We start from the raw sequence: 25,374 nt of genomic DNA, 5'->3' as shown, positions 1-25,374 counted from the left end.
CATCGGTGCTCGTACTGCGGCCGCTGTTTTTCCGGATGCGGCAAGCCGAGATCCTCCGGCGTCAACCGCTCCCGACGGGCCCGCAGGAAGGCGCCCATCTCCCGCACTCGATCCGCGCCGCCGCGACCTGCGCGATCACGGGAGTGCCCCCCGGCAGCATCCCGGCGCCGAGCCGATCCGCCCCGCTCTGGGACTGTCCGTGACTACGTGGGATACCGCCGCCGGACCCGAGGTCGCGGCGCTGAGTGCTCCCGCCGCACGATGTAGTCGGTGCTCACGCCCGCGAGCTCGCGACTCTTCCCGCCGCCCCCGTGTCCGGCGCGCCTGCCTGCGAATCCGCAGCGCTGGCCGGTGAAGCGGCGACAGGTCTCGAGCGTGTCCTCAATGGACGGACAACGACGCCACGACCAGCGCGTACCCGCCCTCGCACGTGGATCGCCGCGACCGAGTGATCGTCTCAGCGTCCCTGCCACTGGCTCGCCGTGCCCACGGATTCCGCGCCGAGGCGATGCCACAGAACCAGGACAGCGTGAAATCACATAGCGCCGTGTCGCCGATCGGGGGCTGCGGCGACCACCGCGCAGCGTTGATCCCGCTCGGAGTTCCTGTGGCTCTTGATCCCACGAAGGTGACGAGACTCATAGTCCCATCAGTTCGGGTGCGCCGCACCGTCCACATCGTCGACCGCAACGACCGAGGAGAGTGGCCATGGACCTGGACGAGATCACGATGTGGACGCGCGCCGAACGTCTCGCCATCGCAGACCTCCTCGACGACCTGGACGACCACGAATGGACCGTCGACTCGCTGTGCCCCGGCTGGACCGTGCACGACGTCTTGGCTCACCTGACCCTGTCCAATCGAGTCACCCTCGGTGCGACGATCGCGGGAATCCTCCGGGCGCGAGGCGACTGGAACCGGATGACGGAGCGCATGGCACGCGACCGCGCGAGCCGCTACTCGCCCGCCGAGCTGATCGCGCAACTGCGCGAAGGCGCCGCCTGGACTCGGCGGGCGCCGGGAGCCGGACCACTGGATCCCCTGATCGACACCATGATTCACGGGCAGGATATCGCCCGCCCGCTCGGCAGGCGACACACCATGCCCCTCGAGCAGGCCGTCGTCGCACTGGAACACGTGCTGCGCAGCCCGTTCTACGGCAGCAAGAAGCGTCTGCACGGTCTGCGCCTGGTTGCCACCGACGCGGAGTGGTCCTCCTGCACCGGCACAGCGGAGATCGAGGGACCGCTGAGCGATCTGTTTCTCGTAGCGACCGGACGCGCGGCAGGGCTCGCCGGATTGACGGGCACGGGTGTGGAAAGCCTCGCCCGCGCGCTGTAGCGGTCGAGCCGGTCGGAGGGGGCCACTCGATCTCACGCGAGGCCGACCGGATGACCGAACCGGCTCCGATCAGCCCGCGCCGTGCAGATCGAGTATTCGGGTGAGGGCGTGTTCCAGCGCGTAGCCCGCGTCGGCGGCGCCGCCCTTCACGTCGGCGTTGAGGGTCGCGACCACCTGGAGGGCGGAGCCGATGGTCGCGGGAGTCCAGTTGCGGGCCTGGGCTTGCGCCTTCTTCACCTTCCACGGCGGCATGCCGAGTTGCTGGGCCAGTTTGAACGGGTCACCGCGCCCGGCCGAGCCGACACGCGCGATGGTGTGCACCGAGTCGGCGAGCGCGTCGGCGAGCAGGACGTGCGGCACGCCACGATCGTTCGCCCAGCGCAGCGCCTCCATCGCGCCGGGGCGATCCCCCGCCACCGCCAGTTCGGCCACGTCGAAGCCGGAGACCTCGGCTTTGCCCGAGTAGTAGCGGCGCACGGCCGCCACATCGATCTTCCCGCCGGTGTCCGAGGCCAGCTGCCCGCACGCCGCCGCCAGCTCACGCAGGTCCGAACCCACCGCCTCCAGCATCACTTGGACCACCTCGCCGGACACTCGCACGCCGGCGTTGCGGAACTCACCGCGGACGAATTCGACTCGCTCCGCGGCCTTGGTCAGCTTGGCGCAGTCGTGGGTCACCGCGCCGGCTTTCTGCAAAGCGGGCGCGAGCGCCTTGGCTCGCCCGCCACCGGAATGCACGATGGCGAGCACCACACCCTCGGGCGGACTCTGCGCCGCCTCGGTGATCACCGCGACCGCATCCTTACCCGCTTCGGCCGCGGCCTCGAGGATGATCACCCGGTCCTCGGCGAACAGCGACGGGCTCAGCAGTTCCGCGAGTTCCGCGGTACTCGCGTCCCCCGCGCGCAAGCGATCGACCGGCACCGCGTCCGGGTCCGGGGCCAACGCCCGCACCTGTGCCGTCAGCGCCCCCAGCGCTCGCTCGATCAGCAGTTCCTCTTCCCCCAGCACCAGGTGCACCGAAGCGGGCCGCTCGCTCACGACAGCGCCTCCTCGATGCCGGAGGGCGTCATGCATCGAGGAACCGCCGCATTGCTCCATCCGCCGCGCTCGTCCACAGCCCGATCCTACGGTTCTCAACCGACACCTCGTGAACTCGTGACACGTAGGTGTCCGCTGCTGCCGGACACCACGATGTCGCCTTCCCGGTCCGTTCGGGACACCATGGCGCCGAGGGCGGACAGGTCCGCGAGGACGGCGGGGTTGGGATGGCCGAAGGTGTTGTCGGCGCCGACGCTGACGAGCACCAGGCGGGGCCGTACTGCGTCCAGGAATTCTCTGCTGGTTGTGCGTGATCCGTGGTGCGGGAGTTTGAGGATGTCCGCCTGGATGGGGATCCCGGCATGCATCAGAGCCCGCTGCGCGGACGCTTCGATGTCCCCGGTGAGCAGGATCCGGCCCGCGGGCGTGCGGGCGGTGACGACCACCGAACGGTCGTTGGCATCCTCGGTTTCGGCGCCCCGGACGGGTCGCGGACCGCTTCTGGACGGCGCGAGCACTTCGAGTTCGATCGACCCGAAACTCAGAAGGTGCCCGGCCGACAACTCCAGCAGCGGCACCCCCGCGCTTCTGGCGAGGGCCGTGACCTGCGCGAGCCCCGAGGCAGGAGTACGGGCGTCACCCGAGGGGCGCACCGACCTTTTGCTCTCGAATTCCGCTGGATCACAATCGAGTTGCTCACGCCCGCTCCCGTAGGAGGAGTGCTCGTAGATGCCCGGCAGCAGCTTTCGCGCGTCTCTCCGGCCGGTCAGAGGGGGACGAAGACTCTCCGCATCGCGCTTCGCGGCACCGATGAGCCCCGGTGCATTCGCGGCCGGTGTAGCGGTCGGCACGGAGCCGCAGCCGGGCTCGACTTCGGAAGTCGGCCGGCCGGGCGGAGTAGGCGGTGCAAGACCGTCGAGCTCGTGGATTCCGACGGCGATCGCGTCGACCGCACGCTCGTGCAGCGCGCCGGTGAGCCCGTCGATGTGGTCCGCGTGCGGATGGGTCAGGATCAGCAGCGGTACGCGCTCGATGCCCAACCGGTCCAGGCAAGTGCGGATCGGGCGCGGATCCGGTCCGACATCGATGACGATGGCGGCGCCGGGACCGACCGACAGGGCGAGGCCGTCGCCTTGGCCGACATCGCATGCCGCGAGAATCCAACCGCTCGGCGGCCAGCCCGGATGCCAGAGCCGCACCGGGACCAGCACCACCGCGACGCCGAGCACCATCGCGGCGGCGATCCGCCGCACGGCTCGGGCACGCATGCCCGCGATCGCGCCCGCCACGACGGCACCCGCGATCAGCCCGCCCGCCACACCACCCGGCACCGCGACGGATGCGCCGGGCAGCGCGGCCGCGTGGCGGGCCACCCACAGCAACCACCACAGCGGCGGCATAGCGCAACGCAAGACCAGGTCGGCGAGCGGCGACCACAGGCTCGCGAGCACCGCACCACCCGCCCCGACGACGGTGATCGGCGCGATGACCGGAGCGACAAGGACATTCGCGAGCACCGCGACCAGGCTGAGCCGTCCGGTGAGCGCGATCACGATCGGCGTCGTGACCACGAACGCCCCGGCGGACACGGCGACTATCTCGGCGGGCACGCGCCACCATCCCCTGGCACGCAACCAGTCGCCCCAGCTCGGCGCCAGCAGGATGAGGCCACCGGTCGCGATCACCGACAGCGCGAACCCTGCGTTCACGGCGAGGCCGGGCCACAGGGCGAGCAGCGCGATGATCGCGGCGCACAGCGCGGGCAGCGCCTGCTTACGACGACCCGTGAGCACGGCCAGCAGGGTGATCGCGCCCATCGCACCGGCGCGCAGCACGCTCGGGTCCGGCCGCGCGACGACGACGAACATGAGCAGCGCCGCGGCGGCGACGCCGACCGCACCGCGCGGACCGAGGGTCAGCACGCGCACAACGAACAACACGACGGAGAGCAGGATGGTGAAATTCGCGCCGCTGACCACGGTCAGGTGCTGTAGCCCGGCGATCTCGAAGTCCTCGCGCACCTGTCCGGACAGCGCCGAGGTGTCACCGACGACCAGCGCGGGCAACAACCCTGCGGCATCGGGCGGCAGTGCCCGCATGGCGGATGCCGCGAAATCGGTGCGCACCGAATCGGCGATGCGCTGCCACCAGGGCAGCGGCCCCACGGCGACGGGCGCTCCCTGTGCGTGCAGCGTCACGACGGTGAGGTCGGGCCGCCGCGGCTGGTCCACCCGGGCACGGAACTCGACCGGGCCGCCCGGCGACAAGTCGGCCCACTCCGGTCCGGAAGCCAGGACGACCACCGCGCCACCGGCCCGCACCGTCACACCCCCGCGCCGGTATTCGCGCAGATCCGCCCGGACCACCCATTGCCGGTCCGCACCGGCGACCCTGGCACGCAGTGGTTTCGGGTCGTCCGTCGGGGTGACCACCACGCGCAGCGACTGCCCCGCCGCCGCCCGCAACGGATGGCTCGCCACCCGATGTTCCCGCCATGCCGCGGCAGCGGCGAAGCAGGCCCCCAGGACGACAGCCGCGAGGGCCACCACCGCTACCGCTCGCCGACGTTCGCCACGGTGCGCGATCGCCCACAGCAGCAGAACCCACAACCCGATAGCGGTAACCGTCAACGCGGCCGCCAGTCCCACCCCGGCTCGCCATCCCGCCGTCACAGCCACGATCGTTGCGCCCCAACAGGACAGCGCGGCCGGTAAGAGGCGGGCGTCCAGCACCTGGACAGTGCCGGAATCCTCCGCCGCGACGCCCTGCTCCGGACCTCGAACGCCTTCGCCCGTGCCTGCCATCGGCGACTCCGCACGAGATCCCAGCCTCCGGCGAACCAGCTCGATCAAGCCGCCGGCGGTCATACCCGGACCAGCTCCCGCAGCCGGGCCAGCCGGGCCGGGCCGATGCCGTCGACCTCGCCGAGTTGTTCGACGGAGGTGAAGCGTCCGTTGGCCGCACGCCAGCTGACGATGGCGCGGGCGGTGACCGGCCCGACACCGGGCAGAGCGTCGAGGTCGGACTCGGAGGCCGTGTTCAGGTCGATCCGACCCGACGGGCCCGACGGGCGGCTCGGTGTGGCGGCGGATCCGGAGGACGGACGCCCGCCCGCACCGATCGTGCCGCTGCTCTGCTGCGGCCCGCCGGGGCTGGGAGCGACCGGACCGACCAGCACTTGGTCGCCATCCGACAACCGCTGCGCGAGATTCAGGCCGGTGGTGTCCGCGCCCGCGCTCGGGCCGCCCGCCGCGGCGAGCGCGTCGGCGACACGCGACCCGTCGGGGAGGCGGACCAAACCGGTGCGCTGGACCAGGCCGACCACGCTGATGACCAATTCGGCCGTCGGCGGGGGCGGGTCGACGCGCTCCCGTGGTGCCGCGACGGTGCTCGCCGAAGCGGCAGTACCCGGTGTTGCCAAGGCGACGGTCTGCCCGAGCGCCAATGGTGGGACCGGCTGGGCGATCGGGCGCTCGCGGAAAACGATCACGCCTGCGACGACCATCGCGGCGAGCCCGACGAGCGCGAGCGCACGCACCCCGCGGCGCCCCGGATCGAATCGGATGCCCCGCAATCGTTCGGGCACGAGGCGGTGCCGCCAGTCGGGCCCGGTCACCGGCTCCGCCAGCCAGCCGGGGGACCGAACGCGACCGACATCGTCTTCGGATTCCCGGCCGGGCGCAGGATTGCCGGGCAGCCGCAAGAGATTCCATTTTCCCGCCTCGCCGGAAGTACCGTCCGGCCCTGGTTCACCCTGTCGCGTAATACCATCGGCGAAGCCCCCTTCGTGTGTCGATCCGCGCCAGTCCTCGTCCTCGTCGGATCCGGTTGCCCGGGTTTCCACCGCTGTCCCGCCAGAACGAGATGTGGACGGCGCTCCCCCAGCCACCGGCTGGGGGCGATCGACCTGCGGCGTGCGACGCACCGATCCTGAAACCGCTGCAAGTGAGGAGGTTTCGCGGGGAAACGGCGAACGCGCCCCCGCGCCGGACCGCCCCACGTGTCGGGCGGCTGCCTGGGCGGTACTCGACTCGCCCGCACGATCCGGCTGCCCGATCCTTCGTCCGGATTCGCCGCCGTGGGATCGTGCCGTCGCCCGAATAGACGGTGCCCGCTCGGCTTCCTGCGACGTCGTCTCGGTGCCCACACCGGCCGTTCTGCTCGCGCCGACCCGGGCGGTCAGTTCACCCAATCGCCGTCGTACCCGCTCGCGTTCGTCCTGTCGTGACATGGCGGCGACGGTAGTGCCGCCACACGGCCGTAAAATCCGTCCGACCAGCGGATTCGGCGAACCTGTTGATAACCGGAGCGCTGTGCACAACTCGGCCGAGATCAGAGGAATTCCCGGCTCAGCCCAGATCCTTGGCGAAGCAGTTCGACAAGGGCAGTACTTCATACGGCGAGAAGATCGGAATACGGTGATAGCCGCTGCGCTCGTAGAAGCGAACGGCCTCCGGTTGCAGGTGACCGGTTTGCAGTATCAGGCGAGGCTGCCCGGCTGTGCGGGCGGCATCCTCGGCGGCGGTGAGCAGCACGGCCGCTGCGCCCGAGCCACGGTGCGCGGGACGGACGAACATCCGCTTGACCTCGAGTTCCCCCGCGTTCCACCGCAGGGCGGCATGGCCGACCGGACCGCGGGAGTAAGCGACGAAGGTGCTGTGCACGGTGGCCGGATCGACGGCATTCGGATTCGTGGACAGCTGCTTTGCCAGGTGCGCATAGCGCGGCCCGACCTCGGCAGCCATCTCGGCACGCAATGTCACCGCGTCGGGATGCTCCCAGTCCACCGAGGTCACGGTGAGCGGCGAACGGAGCGGCGGCCTCGACACACTCATGCCCCGACGCTAACCACAGGACGAACAGCCCGCCCCTATTCGGATCACCGAGATCGCTGTGTTCGGCGACATTCAGTGGCACCCACCCGGAACCACCAGCACACCCAGCGCCCCCAGCCCCAAGTGCACCGCCAGCGCGGGTCCGAATTCGGCGACGATGAGTTCTCTCATGCCTGGAACGAGTTCGCGCAACTGGCCCGCGACGGTCTGCGCGGCGTCCTCGGCTCCGAGGTGCTGCACGGCCACCGCGGCGCCGTCCTCGCCGGCCGCGTCGACCGCCGCGGCGACGAGTTTCGCGTACGCCTTGGAGCGCGTCCGGACCTTCTCGCGCAGTTCCAGCCGCCCTTCGACGATGTGCAGCAGTGGCTTGGTGACCAGCTCGCTGCCGAAGAACGTGGCCGCCGACGACAGCCTGCCGCCGCGGCGCAGCTGCTCGGTGCGATTGACCAGGATGAACGTGCGGGCACGCGCGGCGGCGGCGACCGCCGCGTCGTAGACCACGTCCAGCGGCGCCCCGCCCGAGGCTCGGCGCGCGGCGGCCAGCGCGGGCAGCCCGGTGGCCAGCCCGGCCCCCAGCGAGTCGACCAGGCGGACGCGGTCGGCGGCGTCCATGTCGCGCACGGCCTGTCGCCCGGCCTCCCAGGTCCCGGACAGCCGACGGGAGATATGCACCGCGACAACGCCGTCTCCGCCGCTGCGCTCCCAGGCCCGCTCGTAGACCTCGCGCAGCTCACCGGGTGAGGGGGCGGAGGTGGTCACGGTGTCGGAGGCATAGTCGATGTCGACGGGATCCACGCCTTCCCGCATCGCCCGGTCACCGACCAGGACGTGCAGCGGGACAACGGCGATATCCAGTTCGTCGAGGTGTTCGGCAGGGAGGCCGGCGGACGAATCGGTGACGACCACGACTGCCACGGACTACCGAACCTCCTGCAGGGTCTTCACCATCGCGTTGGCCACCGCCGTGTGCCCGTCCCAGCCCCAGTGGATGCCGTCCGGGTTCGCCTCGCCGGAGAAGATGTTGTCGCGCACCGCTTCACCGAAGTCGACCAGCGGCACCGAGGTCCGGCCCGACCAGGCGCGCAGTGCCTCGACCGCCCGTGGCCTACCGGAGTGCACGCGACCGTAGGCCGCGCAGTCGTGCACCGACGGCAGTACCGCGACAACGGGCAGGCCGGGGCGCAACTGCGCCAGCGCCGTGCGGGACTGTTCCAGATAGTCGACGCTCACCTTCGGCGGAAGCGCCACGGGCCTGCCGAGTTTCGACAGTTTGGGCTGCAACCAGTTGTAGGTGGCGCGCACGACGCGGCGCAGAGCAGGCGGGCGGACGTAGCGGATCAGCTCGCGCAGGGCGGTGGGCAGCGGCGAGGGCAGCGTGTCCATACCGCCGACCGCGAAGACCACCGCGCCCGCACGCGGCACCGCGGCCCACACCCGGGGATCGCCGATCAGCGCCCAGTAGGCGTCGCGGCAGGTCCAGCCGATCCGCGCGACCAATTCGACGTCCCAATCGAGCTCGGCGGCAACCAGGTTCGGCCAGATGCGCGGATGGTCGGCGGGCAGTCCGCCCTTCGGCCCGAAGTAGGAGAGCGAGTCGGCGATCACCAGCAGCACCGGGCGCGGGGCTTCGCGTGTTTCGGCCGGCTCGTCGGCGGCAAGGGATGCCGAAGCGGCAGCGGCCGGCTCGGACGCCGCCAGTTCGGCTTCCGCTGACACGGCGGGCCCGGTCGGCGCTGTGGCGGGTTCGATCACGGCGTCGCTGGGCGCGGAGATCGCGTCGGACCAGTCCGCCACCGATTCGCCGAGCACCGCTGCGGGCCCATCCGGCGCGACAGATTCGGCGAGCGCGTCGGCCGCGAGCTTGTCCGCAGCCGCAGCCACCGGTTCACCGGACTCTGCTGCGAACCCGATCGGCGCTGCGCCAATCGATTCCGCGATCGCCTCGACCGCGTTCATAGCAACCGGTTCGCCGGACTCCGCGGATCCATTGGGTGCTGCGGCGAAAGATTCGGCGTCCGCTGCCCCCGCTCCGTCCGCAGCCGAGGCCACCGATTCGCCGAGCGCTTCCGTCGACTCGGCGACCGGGTCCGGGGCGTCGCTCGTGATGGCGACGGGCGAGGTGCCGGCGTGCGGTCGTGGCTCCGCTCCTGCGACGATGCCGCCGGATACGTCGTCCTCCGCGTCGGATTCTTCGACGGACTCGGACCGGCCGTTGTTTTCCACGGCCGAGCCCGAGGCATCCTCGGACGTTGCCTCGGGTTCGCGGGCAGCCGGTGTCGGGGCACCGAACAACGCGTCCGGCAACTGCCGTTCGGGCTTGGCCGACACCTTACGGAACAGTTCGTCGGGGACCGATCTGATCGGCTCTTCAGAGGACATCCGGTGCTACCTTCGCCGCTGCGTTCCACACATCCAGACGCCAGCCGGGCTGTTCGATGCTCGGGCCGTGACTGCTGAGCTGCACCCAGCTGGTGTTGGCCAGTCCTCCGAGGATCGGCCAGTTCTGCGGCGGCAGGTCGAGCAGCGCGGCCGTGAGGGCGGCGATCAGCCCGCCGTGCGCCACCAGGATGATAGTCCGGCCAGGCCAGTCCTGCCGCTCGACCAGCAACTCCCGCACCACCGGCAGCGACCGCGCACCGACCTCGAGTTTGCTCTCGCCGTTGGGCGGGGTGTAGTCCGCGTTCAGCCGCCACGTCATGCGCGCGCCCGGGTAGTCGGCGTCGACTTCCAGGTGGGTCAGGCCCTCCCAGTCGCCGAGGTTGGTCTCCCGCAACCTGGTATCGGGCACGACGGTGAGGCCGGTGTGCTCGGCCAGAGCCGTCGCGGTGTCGAAGGCCCTGCGCAGGTCCGAGGAGTGGATTGCGATGGCGTTGCGCGAAACCAGTTCGCGGGCGGCCTCTTTGGCCTGCCTGCGACCGAGTTCGGTGAGATCGGTGTCGATCTGGCCTTGCATCCGGTCGGCGGCGTTCCATTCGGTTTGCCCGTGGCGCAACAGGATCAAGGTGCGCACGCCGGCATGTCTGCTCACGATCGCGCCTCGTCCTCCGTCGCCGCCGAGCGTGTCTCCGGAGGCCCGGTGAGGCCGGCGACCGGCACGACGGGGCAGTCCTTCCACAAACGTTCCAGCGCATAGAAATTGCGCTCGTCGTTGTGCTGGATGTGCACGACGACATCGACGTAGTCCAGCAGCGCCCAGCGGCCTTCGCGGGTGCCCTCGCGCCGGACCGGCTTGTGCCCGGCCGCGCGTAGCTTCTCTTCGACGTTGTCGACGATGGCGTTGACCTGGCGTTCGTTGGGCGCCGACGCGATCACGAAGCAGTCGGTGATCACCAGCTGCTCGGACACGTCGAGCACCACCACGTCCGACGCCAGCTTCTCGTCCGCCGCAAGCGCGGCGACCTGCGCGATCTCCACCGACTCGGTCGACGCCGTCATGCCCGCACCTCGCTGCGCTCGCTCACGCTCAGCTACCTTCCGCTGCTCCGGGCACATACAGGTGCCGCTTCGATATGTACTGCACCACGCCGTCGGGGACGAGGTACCACACCGGCCGGTTCTCGGCGGCGCGGCGACGGCATTCACTCGACGAGATAGCCAGCGCGGGGACCTCGATCATGGTCACCGCATCCGCCGGAAGATCCCGCAGGTGCTCTTGAAGGTGATCGATGTTCAGCTCGTACCCCGGACGGCTCACCCCGACGAACTTCGCCAAGTCGAACAGTTCCGCCCAATCCTGCCATGTCAGGATGCTGGCCAACGCGTCCGCACCGGTGATGAAGTACAGCTCGGCACCGGGATGCGCCGATTGCATCTCCCGCAGGGTGTCGACGGTGTAGGTCATCTTGCCGCGATCGATGTCCGCGCGGCTCACCGAGAACCGCGGATTGGACGCGGTCGCGATGACGGTCATCAGATACCGGTCCTCGGCCGGGCTGACCTGTTTGTGCGATTTCTGCCACGGTTGCCCGGTCGGGACGAAGATCACTTCATCCAGGTCGAACCGGTGCGCGACCTCGCTGGCGGCGACCAGATGCCCGTGGTGGATGGGGTCGAACGTGCCGCCCATCACCCCGAGCTTGCGGCCGCGCCGACCTCTCTCGTGCATGACTGCCGAGCTTAACGGGTCGCGCACGGCCCGCACGGGCCGGTCATCGAGGGGCGGGCACCGAACTGTGGACACGCGCCCGCAGTCCGGTCCGCCGCAAGCCTCAGGCGCTGGTCTCCGGAACGCCGCCGATTCTCAGCATGCGAGCCAGTTGGTCGCGGGTGTGCCCGAGTTCCTCCGCCGCCTCGGCCGACCGTTCGGCCAGCACGGCCAGCTCGGCGGTCAGCGTGCGCATGGAAGTGAGCCAGGGTTCGGGATCGGCTCCGGGGTACACCTGGAGCCATGCCGCCGACCGAAGGCACGCCGCCCGCGCCGCCACCGCGCCCAGCCGGGCCCACAGCTCGGCGGCACGATGGTAGGCCGCCACCGCCTCGTCGTCCTGCCCGCAGTGCTCGAGCGCGCCTGCGGCCGACCACGCCAGCTCGGCGTGCAGCTTCGTCCGTTCCGGATCGTGCTCGACCAGACGCGCCCCTTCGAGGAACTGCCGCGCGGCCTCGCGAGGGCGGTCGAGTGCGTCCAGGGAGCGGCCGAACTGCGCGCGCACCACCGCCAGTTCGCCGGACGGATACGGGATGGCGCCGCCGGCCAGCGCCTGTTCGAACAGGGCGACCGCCTCGCCGTGGCGCTCGGCGCGATGGAACGCGCGCGCGGCGACCACGGTGTGGTGCAGCACGTCCGGTTCGGACAGTCCCTCCCAGCGCGCGGCGGCGCGCACCGCGGCGTCGGCCAGATCGAGCTCGCGGTCCGGCTGGCTCGCGATGGCGATGACCAGCTGCGCGCCGAGCCGGGCGGCCTCCTCCCCGGTCAGCACCGGCGTGCCGAGCGCAAGCGCTTCCCGCAGATGCGCTTCCGCCTCCTCGGGCATATCGGCGAGCCGGGCGGCACCGAGCTCGGCCAGCCTGCGCACCTCACCGGCTCGATCGCCGGAGAAGTCGTCGGCCGCCGGAGCACTGTCCGGCACCTGCGCGGCGCGAGGCAGCGTGCTGCGGACACCGAGCGGCAACCGCTCGACCAGCGGCTCGGCGGCGAGCCGGGCGGCCGTGCGCAGGCTGACCGCGCTGTTGCCGTTGCGGGCGTCGTAGCGGGCGCACAGCGCGCCGATCTCGGTTTCCAGCCGCGCGCGCACCGCTTCCACCGTCCCGTCCGCCAGCGGGAGATCGCCCAGTCGCAGCGCGACCAGCCTGCGCAGCAGCACGCACACACCGGTCGCGAACGCGAGCCGCGCGCCCGCGTCGGCGCCGGAATCGGCCAGCCAGCTCGCGTGTTCGGCGAGGATCTCCAGCCCGCGGGCCTCGTTGCCGGTCAGCGCGCAGAATTCCACGTGCAACGCCACCGACGGACGCAGGTCCTCGGTGTGCCGGACCAGTGGGTACCCGGTCAGGTGCGCGCCGCGCGCGGCCGCGACGCGGCCAGTGCGCACCAGTGGCAGCAATGCCTCGGCCAGCACGCGGTGCGGTTCCTCGGCACACGACCGGTCGCCGTCGAGCACGGGTTTCCACTGCGCCAGCCCGGCCTCGTCGTCGCCGAGGTACACGCTCGTCACACCCCACTCGCTGCGCTCACAGGCGTCGCAGTCGGACATGCTGTCGCGCGCGGCGGTCCTGGCCCGCGCCAGCCACGCGGCGGCGGCCGCGGTGTCACCGATCTCGCGAGCGAGTTCGGAGCGCAGCGCCAGCACCGGGCGAAGGCTGTAGCCGCGCTGCCGGTAGCGGTTGTCCAGCTCGTCGAACCAGCGATCGATCGTGGACAGCGGTATCGCGGGGTTGTCGATCATGCCCCAGGTCATCCATTTCAGGTACCAGTGCACCGAATGCGTCATCGGGCCCAATTCGGCGGGATGATCGTCGTAGACGCGCAGCAACCTGCCGTAGACGACGGGCACCAGATCGCGTTCGCCCGCGTAGGTGTAGGACTGCGCCAGCTCCAGCAGCACCCTGCCTTCGAGCGCGCGATCCGGACCGGTTTTCGCGGCCGCGGCCAGGGTCTCCAGTCGCTCGGTCCGCGTCCGGCCGTGCGGCAGCGCGTAGATGTCCGCCAGTGCGGCATTGATCTCGGCGGCGTCCATGCTCACTCCGTCTCTTCGCCGCGGTCGGCGGCGCGTTGGGTGGCCCAGCCGAGGAATTCGCCGAAGGCGCGGTTGAGCAACGCCGTGTCGGCCGCGCTCAGCGGACGGTGGGTCATCAGCAGCGCTTGGCCGTAGAGCGATTCGACCGCGGTTCTCAGGAAGGCCGGGTCGTCGATGCGGGACAACCTGCGCACGATCGGGCTGTGATGGTTGAGCACGAGCTGAGCGCGCGGCGTCGTCACCGCCAACGCGCCGAGGATCTCGGCCCACAATTCGTCGGCCTCCTCGGCGGTCTGCGCCCTGGCGCGTTCGTTGCGGGCGGCGCGGCCGTCGAGGTAGAGCGCGGGCACCGTGACCGGATGGAACGCGCGCACGATCACATCGCACGCGAGCGGGTCGAGCACGGTCCGCGCCAGCGCCAGCACCGGGGCCAGCGCCGATTCCTCGCCGGGGTCGACCGGGTCGAGCGCCGCGGTGATCGCGCCGGCGTCCAGGTCCACCACCTCGACGCCGGGTAGCAGCCGGGGCAGCTGCGCGACCAGCTCGCGGTCGTAGGCGTAGCCACCGTTGACGACGCCGATCCCCTGCGCGGCGGCGGTGGCCGCCACCTGACGGAACTCCTCGACCGTCGCGGTCACCCGCACGATGCGGTGATTGCGGGTGAAATCGGTGAGCGGCACGCGGCCGTCGGTGGTCTCGAAATGCAGATGCGGCAGCATGATCCGCAGCAGGTCGGCCGAATGCCCGGCCATCGCCTTCACTCCCAGCGCGTGTACGGACAGGAACGCGGCCAGCCGCTGGGGCTGTTCGGCGGCGATCTCGGTGAGCCAGTCCCGGATCCGATCGCCGAGCACCTCACGCACCACGGCGAGCCGCTCATCCTCGTAGAGCCCCTCCCGCGACGCGGTGGGCCGCAGCGTGTCGGTGTCGATCACCCCGCGCACGAAGAACGCCCAGTCCGGCAGTACGCCGCGCACCGCGTCGCCGAGCAGCATCCCTTTCAGGTACACCCGGTGCGCACTGCTGTCGGACGGGTTTCCCGGCTGGGACAGCACATAGGCGACACCGCTGACCCCGGCCGCACCGGCCTCGAGTTCGATGACGTCGAGTGGGGGGAAGCCCAGCGTCCGGCGCCCGTATTCGAGCAGGGCGGCCCTGCGCTGGTCCGCCGACGCGAACGCCCGCCGCCAGACCGGGACACCCTCGGTGACCGTCGTCACCCCTGCGTCCGACTCCACCGTCACCTCGTAGGGCAGCAGCGACCCGAACTCACGCGCCAGATCGGTCACCCGCCGCGGCTGGAACCACTCCTGCGCTCCCCCACGCGCGGTGAGCCATACGGAGGTGCCCGGCTCGGCGTAGTCCGCCGGATCGAGCACGCGCACCGAATAGGTACCGTCGGCCGAGGCCAGCCACTCGACGGGCGGCGCCGTCGGGGCGGTGGCCGATCGGCTGACCACTCGGATGGTTTCGGCGACGGTGAAGCAGGCCAGCAGGCCGATCCCGAACTGCCCGAGGAATTCCCGTCGCGCGCCTTCGATGTCGTCGCGTTTGGACGAGCGGCCGATGGTGGCGAGGAACCGGTGGACGTCGGTCTCGGTCAAGCCGATGCCGGGATCGCTGATCCGCAGGCCGTCTTCGCCTATCGTGAGCCGAATCGCGGTGGGCGCCAGTGGATCCAGCCGGTTGCGAGCGGTGACCGCGTCCACAGCGTTCTGCAACAGCTCGCGGAGGTAGACCCGCGGGCTGGAGTAGAGGTGATGCGAGAGCAGATCGACTATCCCGCGCAGATCGACCTGGAACGAATAGTTGTTGTGCACCGCCGCCGGATCGCGCGGCGTTCTGTTCACCATGGCCGCCGATCTTGTCGGCGCACGCCAAAGGTTCGCTTAACGAACCCTTTCGATCAGGCGGTGGGGCGTTTGCTCTTCGGCAGCTTGCGCACGACGGCCTCGTAGGAGAGATCGACCAGCTCGTACAGTTCGTTATCCGACACGGCGCCGCCGAACTGGATGACGTTCCAGCCGTATCGCCCGATGTAGGCGGAGGCCGCCACGTCGTCCGGATACACCCGGACCAGTTCGTCGGCCTCCTCGCGAGTGCGTCCGCATTTGAGGCCGACCGACGTCGCACCGAGAAAGGCGAAGATCTTGTCGCCGACCTTGGCGACCACGTCGCCTTCCCACGGCTCGTCCTGCCAGGCGCCCGGCTTGGCCAGGCAGTAGCTCAGCAGCGCGGCATCGTCCATGCTGGTCTTCTACACCGGCAGCAGCCGCGAGACAACCGCGGTGAGCTGTTTGGCCGAGCGGCATTCGTGCATCTCGATCACGTCGCCATATTTGTCGGCGGCGGAATCGCCGGAGCCCCACTGGCTGCGCGGTTCCGGATTGAGCCAGTGCGCGTGTTTGGCGACCTCGACCAGCGACCGTAGCGTGTTCAACTCGGGGTCACGATAGTTCGTGCGGGCGTCGCCGAGGATCAGCAGCGAGCTGCGGCTGGTGACGGCGTCCGGGTAATCCCTGGCGAACCCGGCAAGCGCGTTGCCGTAGTCGGAGTGCCCGTCCAGCCCGACGACGCTCGCCTCACCGAAGATCCGGGCCATCGACCGATCCAGCTGGGTGTGCGGGTCGAAGAATCGGGTCACCTCGTCGATCTGGTCGACGAACGCGAAGATGCGCACCCGGGAGAATTGTTCGCGCAGCGCGCTCACCAGCAGCAGCGTGAAGTTGCTGAATCCGGCCACCGAACCGGAGACGTCGCACAGCAGCACCAGTTCCGGGCGGCCCGGTCGCGGCTTGCGGTGCACCAGATCGATGGGGACCCCGCCGGTGGACATGGACGCGCGCAGGGTCCGGCGCAGGTCGATGGCGCCGCGGCGGGCGTGCCTGCGGCGCGCGGCGAGGCGCGCGGCCAAGATGCGAGCCAAACGCTGGGTGCTGCGCTTGAGTTCGGAGAGTTCGGCTTCGGAGGCGCGCAGGAAATCGACTTCTTCGGCCTGGCGGGCCACGCCGTAGCTGGCCACACGTTCGCGGCCGATCCGCTCGGCGACCCGCCGCCTGGTCTCGGCCTCGACGGTCGCGCGGAAACCCGCGATGCGCTGCCGGGCCGCGCGGCGGGCGATCTCGGCGTCGAACTCGCTCGCGTCCGGCCCGAGGGCCATACCCGCGAGGATCTTCGCCAGCAACGTCTGCGGCTGCACTTCTTTCAGCGCCTGATACGACGAGAAAGACGGGCCGCGGGCGGATCGGTACTGGCCCAGCTGCTCGACCAGCTGCGCGGCCAGCGCCTCCAGCTGCGGGGTGGCCGACTCCTGCGCCAGCAGTTGCGCGAGCAGTTCGCGCAGGGCGGGGACGTCCACATCACCCGAGCGGGTGTGCGGGATCTCGATCTCGTCCTGCGCCGCGGCGCGTTCCCCGACGGCGACCGGGAACCACAGGTCGAACAGGCCGTCGAAGGTCGCCCGGTGGGTGGTGCGCCGCAGCAACGAGCACGCCAGCCCTTCGCGCAGGACCTCACGGTCCATCAGGTCGAGCACGGTCACCACGCGGCCCGCGTCGACCGTCTCCGAGGGGCCGACCGGTATGCCGCGCGCCCGCAGGGCCTCCACGAAGCCGACCAGATGCCCCGGAAAACCGTGCGGCGCGCTCAGCGACGCGACCTCGGCGGGGACCGACCCGGCCGCCACGGCTCAGGCCAGCTTCAGTTCGGCCAGCGCGCGCTGGTGGTCGCTCTGGTGTTTGAGGACCACACCGAGAGTGGCGCGAACGGTCGTGTCGTCCAGGTCACGCAGGCCCAGCGCCAGCAGCGTGCGGCCCCAGTCGATCGATTCGGCGACCGAGGGCAGCTTCTTCAACTGCATGCCGCGCAGTACGTGCACGATCCGCACCAGCTGCGCGGCGACGGCCGCCGACAGCTCCGGGACCCGGCTGGCCAGGATGCGCCGCTCCAGCTCCTCGTCCGGGAAGTCCAGGTGCAGATACAGGCAGCGGCGCTTGAGCGCCTCGGACAGCTCCCGCGTGGCGTTCGAGGTGAGTACCACGAACGGCTTTCGGCTGGCGGTGATCGTGCCCAGCTCCGGCACCGTCACCGCGAAATCGCTGAGCACCTCGAGCAACAGGCCCTCGATCTCGACGTCGGCCTTGTCGGTCTCGTCGATCAGCAGCACCGTGGGATCGGTGCGCCGGATCGCGGTCAGCAGCGGGCGCGACAGCAGGAATTCCTCGGTGAAGACGTCGGCCTTCGTCTCCTGCCAGTCGTTCTCACTGGAGGCCTGGATGCGCAGGATCTGCTTGGCGTGATTCCACTCGTACAGCGCGCGGGCCTCGTCGACGCCCTCGTAGCACTGCAACCGCACCAGCTCCGCGCCCGAGGTCTGCGCGACAGCGCGCGCCAGCTCGGTCTTGCCCACACCCGCCGGTCCCTCGATCAGCAGCGGCTTGCCCAGGCGATCGGCCAGGAACACCGAGGTGGCGGTGGCCTTGTCCGCCAGGTAGCCCGTGCTCGCCAACCGTTCGAGCACGTCTTCCACCGACGAGAAGACCGGCTCCTGTACTGCGCTCTCCGACACCACCCGGCACCTTCCTTCCGAACCATCCCCCACGCTACGGCAGCGCGGCGCGGACACCGACTCGGCATCGTCCGCGGCCGCCGCGTACACCGGTCAGACCGGCCGGATCTGCCCCTCGCCCCAGACGATCCACTTCGTCGAGGTCAGTTCCGGCAGGGCCATCGGACCGCGCGCGTGCAGTTTCTGGGTGGAGATGCCGATCTCGGCGCCGAAGCCGAACTGCTCGCCGTCGGTGAAGGCGGTGGAGGCGTTCACCATCACGGCGGCGGCGTCGACCCGGCCGGTGAACTCCCGCGCCGCGGCGAGGTCGCCGGTGACGATGGCCTCGGTGTGCCCGGTGCCCCAGGTGTTGATGTGCTCCACCGCCGCGTCCAAGCCGTCGACGACCTTGAGCGCGATGTCCAGGGTGAGGTACTCCTCGCCCCAGTCCGCGTCGGTGGCCGGAACCTGGCCGGGGAGGTCACCGTGGATGGTGACCCCGGCCCGCTCCAGCGCGTCGGTGAGCCGCGGCAGCGCGGTGTCCGCGATGGCGGCGTCGATCAGCACGGTCTCGGCCGCGTTGCACACGCTGGGACGGCGGGTCTTGGCGTTGATCAGGATCCGCTCGGCCATGGCCAGATCGGCGGCGGCGTGCACGTAGACGTGGCAGTTGCCGGTGCCGGTCTCGATGGTGGGCACCTTCGCGTCGCGGACGACCGCGTTGATCAACCCGGCGCCGCCGCGCGGAATGACGACGTCGACCAGGCCGCGGGCCTGGATCAGATGGGTGACGCTGGACCGGTCCCCGCTCGGCAGCAGCTGCACGGCGTCGGCCGCGATTTCTTGCGTGACAAGCGATTCGCGCAGCACCGCGACGAGCGCGGCGTTGGACCGCGCCGCCGAGGAGGAGCCGCGCAACAGGGCGGCGTTACCGGACTTGAGCGCGAGCCCGAACGCGTCGACGGTGACGTTCGGCCGGGCCTCGTACACCATGCCCACCACGCCGAGCGGCACGCGCACCTGCCTGATCTCCAGCCCGTTCGGCAGGGTAGAGCCGCGCACCACCACACCGACCGGATCGGGCAGCCCGGCCACCTGCCGCAACCCCGAGGCGATGCCGTCGATGCGGGGCTTGGTCAGCCGCAGCCGGTCCAGCAGCGACTCCTCGGTGCCCGCAGCCTGCGCCGCGGCGATGTCCTCGGCGTTGGCGGCCAGCACCCGATCGGCGGCGGCGAGCAGCGCGTCGGCGGAGGCGTGCAGTGCGTCGTTCTTCTGCGCGGTCGTCAGCTGGGCCAACGCCCGCGACGCGACCCTGGCCTTACGCGCGGCCTCGTGCACCACCGCACGGACATCCGGTTGGGTGGTCGTTCCTACCGTCATGGGTACAGCCTACGCAAGGGGCGCAGCGCCGATCCCACCCGCTGGGCCGCGCCGACGCGGTCGCGCGGTCACGTGCGCGGCCCGGGCCGGGCGACTACCGTCCGGCGATATGACGGTCGAACCGGACGCTCCCGCGATCGTGGTGCTCGGCAGCGTCAACATGGATCTGGTGACCACGACGGCGCGCAGGCCCGTCCCCGGCGAGACGGTCCTCGGCAGCGGCTTCGCCATGGTGCCGGGCGGGAAAGGCGCCAATCAGGCCATCGCCGCGCAGCGAGCGGGTGGCGCGGTCCGCTTCCTCGGAGCGGTCGGCGACGACGTCTTCGCGGGCGAGCTGCGCGGCGCGCTCACCGCCGCGGGGGTGTCGGCCGACCGGCTGCGCACCGTCGCCGGGCCGAGCGGCATCGCCACCATCGTGGTGGACGACGACGGCGAGAACAGCATCATCGTCGTCGGGGGCGCCAACGCGCGAATGACCGAGCTGACCGAGGACGACCTGACGGCGATCGCGGCCGCCGATATCGTGCTGTGCCAGTTGGAGATTCCGGTCGAAACGGTCGCCGCCGCGGCCCGCCACGCCCGTGCGCACGACACGACGGTGCTGCTGAACCCTTCGCCGCTGCGCCCATCGCCCGCCGAACTGTGGGCGAATGTCGATGTCGCCGTGGTGAATTCGGGTGAAGCCGAACAACTGGGCGCGGCTCTCGACGCCGTCGCGCACGTGGTCGTCACCCGCGGGGCGGCGGGCGCGGACTATCGCGGAGCGGATGGCGCCCGCCTGTCCCTGCCCAGCCCGCGGGTGGAGGTCGTCGACACCACCGGGGCGGGCGACGCGTTCACCGGTGCGCTGGCCGCGGCCTGGCATCGCGGCCCCGAATGGGCGCTGACCTGGGCGTGCGCAGCCGGGGCGCTGGCGACGACCCGGTTGGGCGCGAGCAGTTCGATCCCCGCCCGCGAGGAGATCACCGCCGCCCTGGCCGCGGAGTAGGGGCGCGCGCCACGACGGCTCCCGCTGCGCCCGAGCCGATATCGTGAGGGCATGGCCACCACGCCGGATCGCATCCCCGCCGACGGCGACACCGCTCCGATTCACGGGGTCGACGCGTCCATGGTCGCCCTGAGCTTCGTGGACAACGCGGGCATCACGCGCGTGAAAGCCGTCCCGGGGAAGCGGCTGGATCGCGCGTCCCGGTACGGCGTCGGGGTGTCACCGTGCTTCGAGACCTTCGCCTTCGACGACGTGATGGCGGTCGGGCGCTATCTCGGCGGCCCCGACGGCGATCTGCGGCTCATCCCGGATCTGGCCGGGCTGACCGAACTGGCCTGCCAGCCCGGCTGGGCGTGGGCGCCCACCGACAAATACACCCAGGACGGCACCCGTTTCGTCGCCTGCCAGCGCCACTTCGCGACACGCCGGACGGCTGCGGCGCAGGCCGCCGGACTGCGGTTGGCCATGGCCTTCGAAACCGAATGGGCAGTGGGCCGCGCCGACGGCACCGAGGGCTTCACACCCGCGATCCACGGCCCCGCTTACGGCATGGTGCGGCTCGGGCAGGTCGCCGAATACGCCGCCGACCTGGTCGCCGCGCTCGAACGGCAAGGTGTGGCGGTGGCGCAGTTCCATCCGGAATACGCGCTCGCGCAACTGGAGTTGTCGGTCGAACCGTCCGAGCCGGTCGCCGCCGCGGACCAGGCGGTGCTGGTCCGGCACACGATCCGTCAGATGAGCGCGCGGCACGGCTGGCGGGCGCTGCTGGCCCCCTGCATCGAGCCGGGCGGCGCGGGTTCCGGAGCGCACCTGCACCTGTCGGTGACCGACGAGGAGGGCCCTCTGTTCGCGGGCGGCGACGGCCCGCACGGCATGCGGCGGACCGGTGAGGCGTTCCTGGCGGGAGTGCTGCGGGAACTGCCCGCGCTGGTCGCGGTCGGTGCGGGCAATCCGGCGAGTTTCCTGCGGCTGGCGCCGTCGCGCTGGGCGGGGGTCTGGCAGTGCTGGGGTCGCGAGACCAGAGAGGCTGCCCTGCGCTTCGTCACCGGAGTCCGCGGCACCGAGGGGTGGGCCGCCAACGCCGAGATCAAATGTCTCGACGCGACCGGTAATCCGTACCTGATCGTCGGGTCGGTGATCGCGGCCGGGCTCGCCGGTGTGGCCGAACGCTTACGCCTTCCGGCCGAGATCACCGGGGATCCCGCGACTTTCGACGCCGAAGCACGCATGATCTCGGATGTGCGCCGCCTACCCACCACACCGGCCGAAGCCGCCGACCACCTCGCCGCGTCCGAGGTGCTGGCCGACGCCATGGGCGCCGAACTGCACGACGCGCTGCTCACCGTGCGCCGCGCGGAGGCCGAGCGGTACGCCGCCGCGAGCGCCGAAGAGCTGGTCGCCTCGACACGTTGGCGGTTCTGACGTGCTCACCGACGGGGTGCGGCTCACCGATCACCACTGCCACGGCGTCCACACCGGGAATTCGGACCGGCGCGGCTTCGAGCGCCTGCTCGGCGAGGGCGCACACGGAAGTTTCGATTCCGCGATCGGGCTCGCGGTGCGCCGCTGGTGCGCCCCCGCGCTCGACCTGCCCGCCCATGTCAGCCCGGATGTCTACCTGCGTCATCGCACCCGGCTCGGCGCCAGGGAGGTCGCCGCGCGACTGTTGCGCGCCACCGGGGTGACCCGGTGGTACCTGGACACCGGAATCGGCGGCGGCACGGCGGATTTCGCCGCCTTGGTGGACGGCGAGGTGCGCGAGGTGGTCCGGTTGGAGGAGGTGGCCGAGCGGGTCGTCGCCCAGGTCGGCGCGGTGTCCGGGGTCTACGAGCGGATCGAGGCGGAACTGCGCGCACGGGCCGCCCGCGCCATCGGGTTGAAGACGATCGTCGCCTACCGGTGCGGTCTGGACTTCCCGGTGCGGGATCACCCGCCGACCAGCTTCGCGCCCGAACACGGGCTCACCGATCCGCACGTGCTCGGCTGGCTGGTCGGTCTCGGGGCGCGGATCGGCGCCGAGTTCGGTCTGCCCCTGCAATTCCACACCGGGTTCGGCGACCCCGATCTGCGCCTCCGGCACAGTGACCCGCTGCTGCTCACCGATTTCCTGCGCCGGACCGCGGGCACCGGGCTGTCGGTGATGCTGCTGCACTGCTGGCCCTTCCATCGCCATGCCGCCTACCTCGCGCACGTCTTCGATCACGTCCACCTGGATCTCGGTCTGACCATTCCCTACGTGGGGCAGCGGGCCGGAGCCGTGCTCGCCGAGACGCTGGAACTCGCCCCGTTCCGGGCGCTGTGCTACTCCTCGGACGGCTACGGGCTCCCGGAATTGCACTACCTCGGCGCCCTGCTCTGGCGGCGCGGGCTCGGCAAGCTCATCGACGAGTGGATCGCCGACGACGCGATCACCACCGCCGACGCCGAAGTGCTGGTCAACGCCATTGCCCACGGGAATGCCGAGCGCGTCTACCGGGCACGATTCGAACACCCCGTGGGCTGACCGTCCACCATCCCGGTCGGTCGGATATTCGGGTGCGCCGGGTGCCACCGGTCCCTACCGTTGACAGTGAAGACCAACGGAAGGATCGAGACCATGTTTCCCGTCGAGCTGCGCGGCACCAAGGCGCAGACGCTCATGTGGGCCCACGAGCACGAGGTCGAGCAGTCCGCGCTCCAGCAACTGCGCAACATCGCCGCGCTGAAATGGGTCCACGGCGTCCGCGTGATGCCCGACGTGCACCTCGGCAAGGGGGCCACGGTCGGATCGGTGATCGCGATGAAGGACGCGGTGTCACCCGCCGCGGTCGGCGTGGACATCGGCTGCGGTATGGAGAGTGTGCGCACCGACCTCACCGCCGCGGATCTGCCCGACAACCTGCGGTCGCTGCGGTCGCGGATCGAGGCGGCGGTGCCGGTCGGCTTCCAGGCCCATCACGACGCCGTGGACGTCACCCGGCTCGGCTCCCAGGTCGCCGGGCTCGGCGCGAGCACTACGACGCTGCGGGCGGGTTGGGACCGTTTCTGGGGTTCGTTCGGCACGCTGGACGCCCGGGTACAGCCGCGCGAGTCCAAGGCGCACAAGCAGATGGGCACGCTCGGCGGCGGCAACCACTTCATCGAGGTCTGCCTGGATCAGGAGCAGCGGGTGTGGATCCTGCTGCACTCCGGCAGCCGCAACATCGGCAAGGAACTCGCCGAGCGGCACATGGCGGTCGCGCGCACGTTGCCGCACAACATCGATCTGCCCGACCGCGACCTGGCGGTCTTCGTCTCCGGCACGCCGGAGATGGAGGCCTACCGCCGCGACCTCACCTGGGCGCAGGAGTACGCGGCGCGCAACCGCGCGGTGATGCTCGCCCTGGTCTGCCGTGCGGTCGCCGCCGAATTCGCTGGACGCACAGTGCGTTTCGAGCAGCCGATCAGCTGCCACCACAATTATGTGGCGGAGGAACTCATCGACGGCGTGCCGATGCTGGTCACCCGCAAGGGCGCCGTGCGCGCGGGCGCGGGTGATCTCGCGCTGATCCCCGGCTCGATGGGTACTCGCTCGTACGTGGTGCGTGGCAAGGGGAATCCGGCCTCGTTCCAGTCGGCTTCGCACGGCGCGGGACGGCGGATGAGCCGCAACGCGGCCAAGAAGCAGTTCACCGTGGCCGATCTGATCGCCCAGACCGAGGGCGTCGAGTCGCGCAAGGACGCGGGCGTGGTGGACGAGATCCCGGCCGCGTACAAGGACATCGACGAGGTCATCGAGGCACAACGCGACCTGGTCGACGTGGTCGCGACGCTGCGTCAGGTGCTCTGCGTGAAGGGCTGAACGCCGCGTAGCCGATGTCGCGCCGGGCGGTCCTCGGAGCACCGAGGCCCATCCTCCGGCGCGACATCGGGTCCAGCACAGCCCCCGAAGTAGCCACGAACACGGCCCGCACGATTCCGCGACAGTGCCGGCACGCACTCGATCAGGAGCCCGACTCGGACCGACGGTATGGATCTCCCGCCCGCCTCCTCGATACCATCGGGTATGCCCTGGCGGCCGTCCTTCTTCGCACCTGCTCCGGATTCCGACCCGGCGGCGGGGCCGCCCGAGATTCCCGGCGTGCGCCGGTCTGAGGTGACCGCCCGCGGCGTGCGTTTTCACGTCACCGAGGCGGGTCCGGCGGACGGACGCCCGGTGCTCGCGCTGCACGGCTGGCCCGAGCATCATTACGCCTACCGGCACCTGCTCGCCGATCCACCGGACGGGTTGCGGATCATCGCGCCCGATCTGCCCGGGTACGGCTGGTCGGGTCCCGCGCCACACCGGTGGGCCAAGGACGACGTCGCCTCCGACTTGCTGGCGTTGCTGGACGCGCTCGGCCTGGACCGCGTCCTGCTGGCCGGCCACGACTGGGGCGGCTACATCGCCCACCTGCTCGTGCTGCGCGAGCCGGAGCGCTTCGACGCGCTGCTGGCGCTCAACATCGCCCACCCGTGGCAGACGGCGCGCGACTTCCTCCCGCACGCGTGGCGGTTCCTGCTCTATCAGCCCGCCGTCGCGGCGTTCGGCACCTACCTGCACCGACGGACCCGCTTCTTGGAGCAGTTCGTCTTCGCCGGCGCCGTACGCCATCGCGAGGCGTTCGGACCCGAGGTGATCCGGGCATACGCGGACCGCTTCCGCGACCCCGTCTGTGCCCGCACGGCGACCGACACCTACCGCACATTCCTGCTGCGCGAAGTGCCCCGATCGGCCGGGCGCCGCGAACAACGCCGAGCGCGGGTACCGATCCTGGCCCTGTTCGGCGTCGAGGACGCGGCGATCCATCCGTCGCTCGCCTCCGCCGAAACCGCACGCGCCGACGATTATCGGCTCGAACTGGTCCGCGACTGCGGCCACTTCATCATCGAGGAACGCCCGGACCTGGTCCGCGCCCGGCTGGCCGAGCTGGCGGCGGCGACCGCGCGTCCCGCTCGAGGTCCGACCGGCGGCGAGCCGGGCGCCGCCGACCGCGGGGAAGGACGCGCACCCGGCGCGGCGCCTATGTGAAACTCGGGACCGAGCTGCGAGACCGCAGGTGACGACGGCATAGG

Annotated in this window: 21 protein-coding genes; 6 read left to right on the top strand and 15 right to left on the bottom strand. The window is 70.9% G+C overall.

What is annotated here, in order from left to right; genetic code table 11:
* The first annotated feature begins 708 nt into the window (after nt 1–708).
* Entirely contained in the window at nt 709–1,341 is a 633-nt protein-coding gene (locus ABZ420_RS04970; RefSeq protein WP_357117169.1) for a maleylpyruvate isomerase family mycothiol-dependent enzyme, read from the top strand.
* 69 nt (nt 1,342–1,410) lie between these two features.
* Here the strand turns inward: ABZ420_RS04970 and holA are convergent, their stop codons facing one another.
* The 15 genes from holA to ABZ420_RS04895 all read right to left on the bottom strand — a co-directional run bounded on the left by holA (nt 1,411) and on the right by ABZ420_RS04895 (nt 19,313).
* Nucleotides 1,411–2,382 carry a DNA polymerase III subunit delta gene (holA, locus tag ABZ420_RS04965; protein ID WP_040865525.1) on the bottom strand — a complete coding sequence of 324 codons (972 nt, stop codon included), beginning with the start codon at nt 2,380–2,382 and terminating at the stop codon, nt 1,411–1,413.
* A gap of 95 nt (nt 2,383–2,477) precedes the next feature.
* Nucleotides 2,478–5,186: a ComEC/Rec2 family competence protein gene (locus ABZ420_RS04960; RefSeq protein WP_357117166.1), complete on the bottom strand. Its 2,709-nt coding sequence runs from the start codon at nt 5,184–5,186 to the stop codon at nt 2,478–2,480.
* Between the two features lie 59 nt (nt 5,187–5,245).
* A complete protein-coding gene (locus ABZ420_RS04955; protein ID WP_357117164.1) occupies nt 5,246–5,998 on the bottom strand; it encodes a ComEA family DNA-binding protein in 753 nt (250 codons plus the stop codon).
* Nucleotides 5,999–6,731: 733 nt separating this feature from the next.
* Entirely contained in the window at nt 6,732–7,217 is a 486-nt protein-coding gene (locus ABZ420_RS04950; protein ID WP_357117162.1) for a GNAT family N-acetyltransferase, read from the bottom strand.
* 72 nt (nt 7,218–7,289) lie between these two features.
* On the bottom strand, nt 7,290–8,132 hold the full coding sequence (locus ABZ420_RS04945; RefSeq protein ID WP_357117160.1) for a DegV family protein: 843 nt from the start codon (nt 8,130–8,132) through the stop codon (nt 7,290–7,292).
* A 3-nt stretch (nt 8,133–8,135) separates the two neighbouring features.
* Complete coding sequence (gene octT / locus ABZ420_RS04940) at nt 8,136–8,831, bottom strand: diglucosylglycerate octanoyltransferase (protein WP_357117425.1); 696 nt, start codon at nt 8,829–8,831, stop codon at nt 8,136–8,138.
* Between the two features lie 754 nt (nt 8,832–9,585).
* Nucleotides 9,586–10,248, bottom strand: a complete 663-nt coding sequence (locus ABZ420_RS04935) for a histidine phosphatase family protein (RefSeq protein WP_040865576.1) — start codon at nt 10,246–10,248, stop codon at nt 9,586–9,588.
* On the bottom strand, nt 10,242–10,652 hold the full coding sequence (gene rsfS, locus ABZ420_RS04930) for a ribosome silencing factor (RefSeq protein ID WP_357117158.1): 411 nt from the start codon (nt 10,650–10,652) through the stop codon (nt 10,242–10,244). The genes ABZ420_RS04935 and rsfS overlap by 7 nt, the downstream gene beginning before the upstream one ends.
* Nucleotides 10,653–10,680: 28 nt before the next feature.
* Complete coding sequence (gene nadD, locus ABZ420_RS04925; RefSeq protein WP_084499312.1) at nt 10,681–11,322, bottom strand: nicotinate-nucleotide adenylyltransferase; 642 nt, start codon at nt 11,320–11,322, stop codon at nt 10,681–10,683.
* 103 nt (nt 11,323–11,425) lie between these two features.
* Nucleotides 11,426–13,387, bottom strand: coding sequence for a hypothetical protein (locus ABZ420_RS04920; RefSeq protein WP_357117156.1), 1,962 nt, complete (start codon nt 13,385–13,387; stop codon nt 11,426–11,428).
* Nucleotides 13,388–13,389: 2 nt separating this feature from the next.
* On the bottom strand, nt 13,390–15,240 hold the full coding sequence (locus ABZ420_RS04915; RefSeq protein ID WP_357117155.1) for an HSP90 family protein: 1,851 nt from the start codon (nt 15,238–15,240) through the stop codon (nt 13,390–13,392).
* A 53-nt stretch (nt 15,241–15,293) separates the two neighbouring features.
* Nucleotides 15,294–15,635 carry an MmcQ/YjbR family DNA-binding protein gene (locus ABZ420_RS04910; protein ID WP_357037233.1) on the bottom strand — a complete coding sequence of 114 codons (342 nt, stop codon included), beginning with the start codon at nt 15,633–15,635 and terminating at the stop codon, nt 15,294–15,296.
* Between the two features lie 9 nt (nt 15,636–15,644).
* Complete coding sequence (locus tag ABZ420_RS04905; protein WP_357117153.1) at nt 15,645–17,072, bottom strand: VWA domain-containing protein; 1,428 nt, start codon at nt 17,070–17,072, stop codon at nt 15,645–15,647.
* Nucleotides 17,073–17,075: 3 nt separating this feature from the next.
* Nucleotides 17,076–17,957 carry a MoxR family ATPase gene (locus ABZ420_RS04900; RefSeq protein ID WP_040865516.1) on the bottom strand — a complete coding sequence of 294 codons (882 nt, stop codon included), beginning with the start codon at nt 17,955–17,957 and terminating at the stop codon, nt 17,076–17,078.
* A gap of 90 nt (nt 17,958–18,047) precedes the next feature.
* Nucleotides 18,048–19,313, bottom strand: coding sequence for a glutamate-5-semialdehyde dehydrogenase (locus ABZ420_RS04895; RefSeq protein ID WP_357117151.1), 1,266 nt, complete (start codon nt 19,311–19,313; stop codon nt 18,048–18,050).
* Between the two features lie 109 nt (nt 19,314–19,422).
* Between ABZ420_RS04895 and ABZ420_RS04890 the strand changes: the two genes are divergently transcribed.
* The 5 genes from ABZ420_RS04890 to ABZ420_RS04870 all read left to right on the top strand — a co-directional run bounded on the left by ABZ420_RS04890 (nt 19,423) and on the right by ABZ420_RS04870 (nt 25,330).
* Nucleotides 19,423–20,301: a ribokinase gene (locus tag ABZ420_RS04890; RefSeq protein ID WP_357117149.1), complete on the top strand. Its 879-nt coding sequence runs from the start codon at nt 19,423–19,425 to the stop codon at nt 20,299–20,301.
* Between the two features lie 51 nt (nt 20,302–20,352).
* Nucleotides 20,353–21,723, top strand: coding sequence for a glutamine synthetase family protein (locus tag ABZ420_RS04885; RefSeq protein ID WP_357117147.1), 1,371 nt, complete (start codon nt 20,353–20,355; stop codon nt 21,721–21,723).
* 1 nt (nt 21,724) lies between these two features.
* Entirely contained in the window at nt 21,725–22,804 is a 1,080-nt protein-coding gene (locus ABZ420_RS04880) for an amidohydrolase family protein (RefSeq protein WP_357117145.1), read from the top strand.
* 93 nt (nt 22,805–22,897) lie between these two features.
* A complete protein-coding gene (locus ABZ420_RS04875) occupies nt 22,898–24,121 on the top strand; it encodes an RtcB family protein (protein ID WP_357117143.1) in 1,224 nt (407 codons plus the stop codon).
* Between the two features lie 204 nt (nt 24,122–24,325).
* Nucleotides 24,326–25,330, top strand: a complete 1,005-nt coding sequence (locus ABZ420_RS04870; protein WP_357117140.1) for an alpha/beta fold hydrolase — start codon at nt 24,326–24,328, stop codon at nt 25,328–25,330.
* The last annotated feature ends 44 nt before the right edge of the window (nt 25,331–25,374 follow it).

The sequence above is a fragment of the Nocardia sp. NPDC005745 genome (assembly GCF_040630775.1).
Classification (GTDB): domain Bacteria; phylum Actinomycetota; class Actinomycetes; order Mycobacteriales; family Mycobacteriaceae; genus Nocardia.
This window is presented reverse-complemented; position numbering and strand designations above follow the sequence as displayed.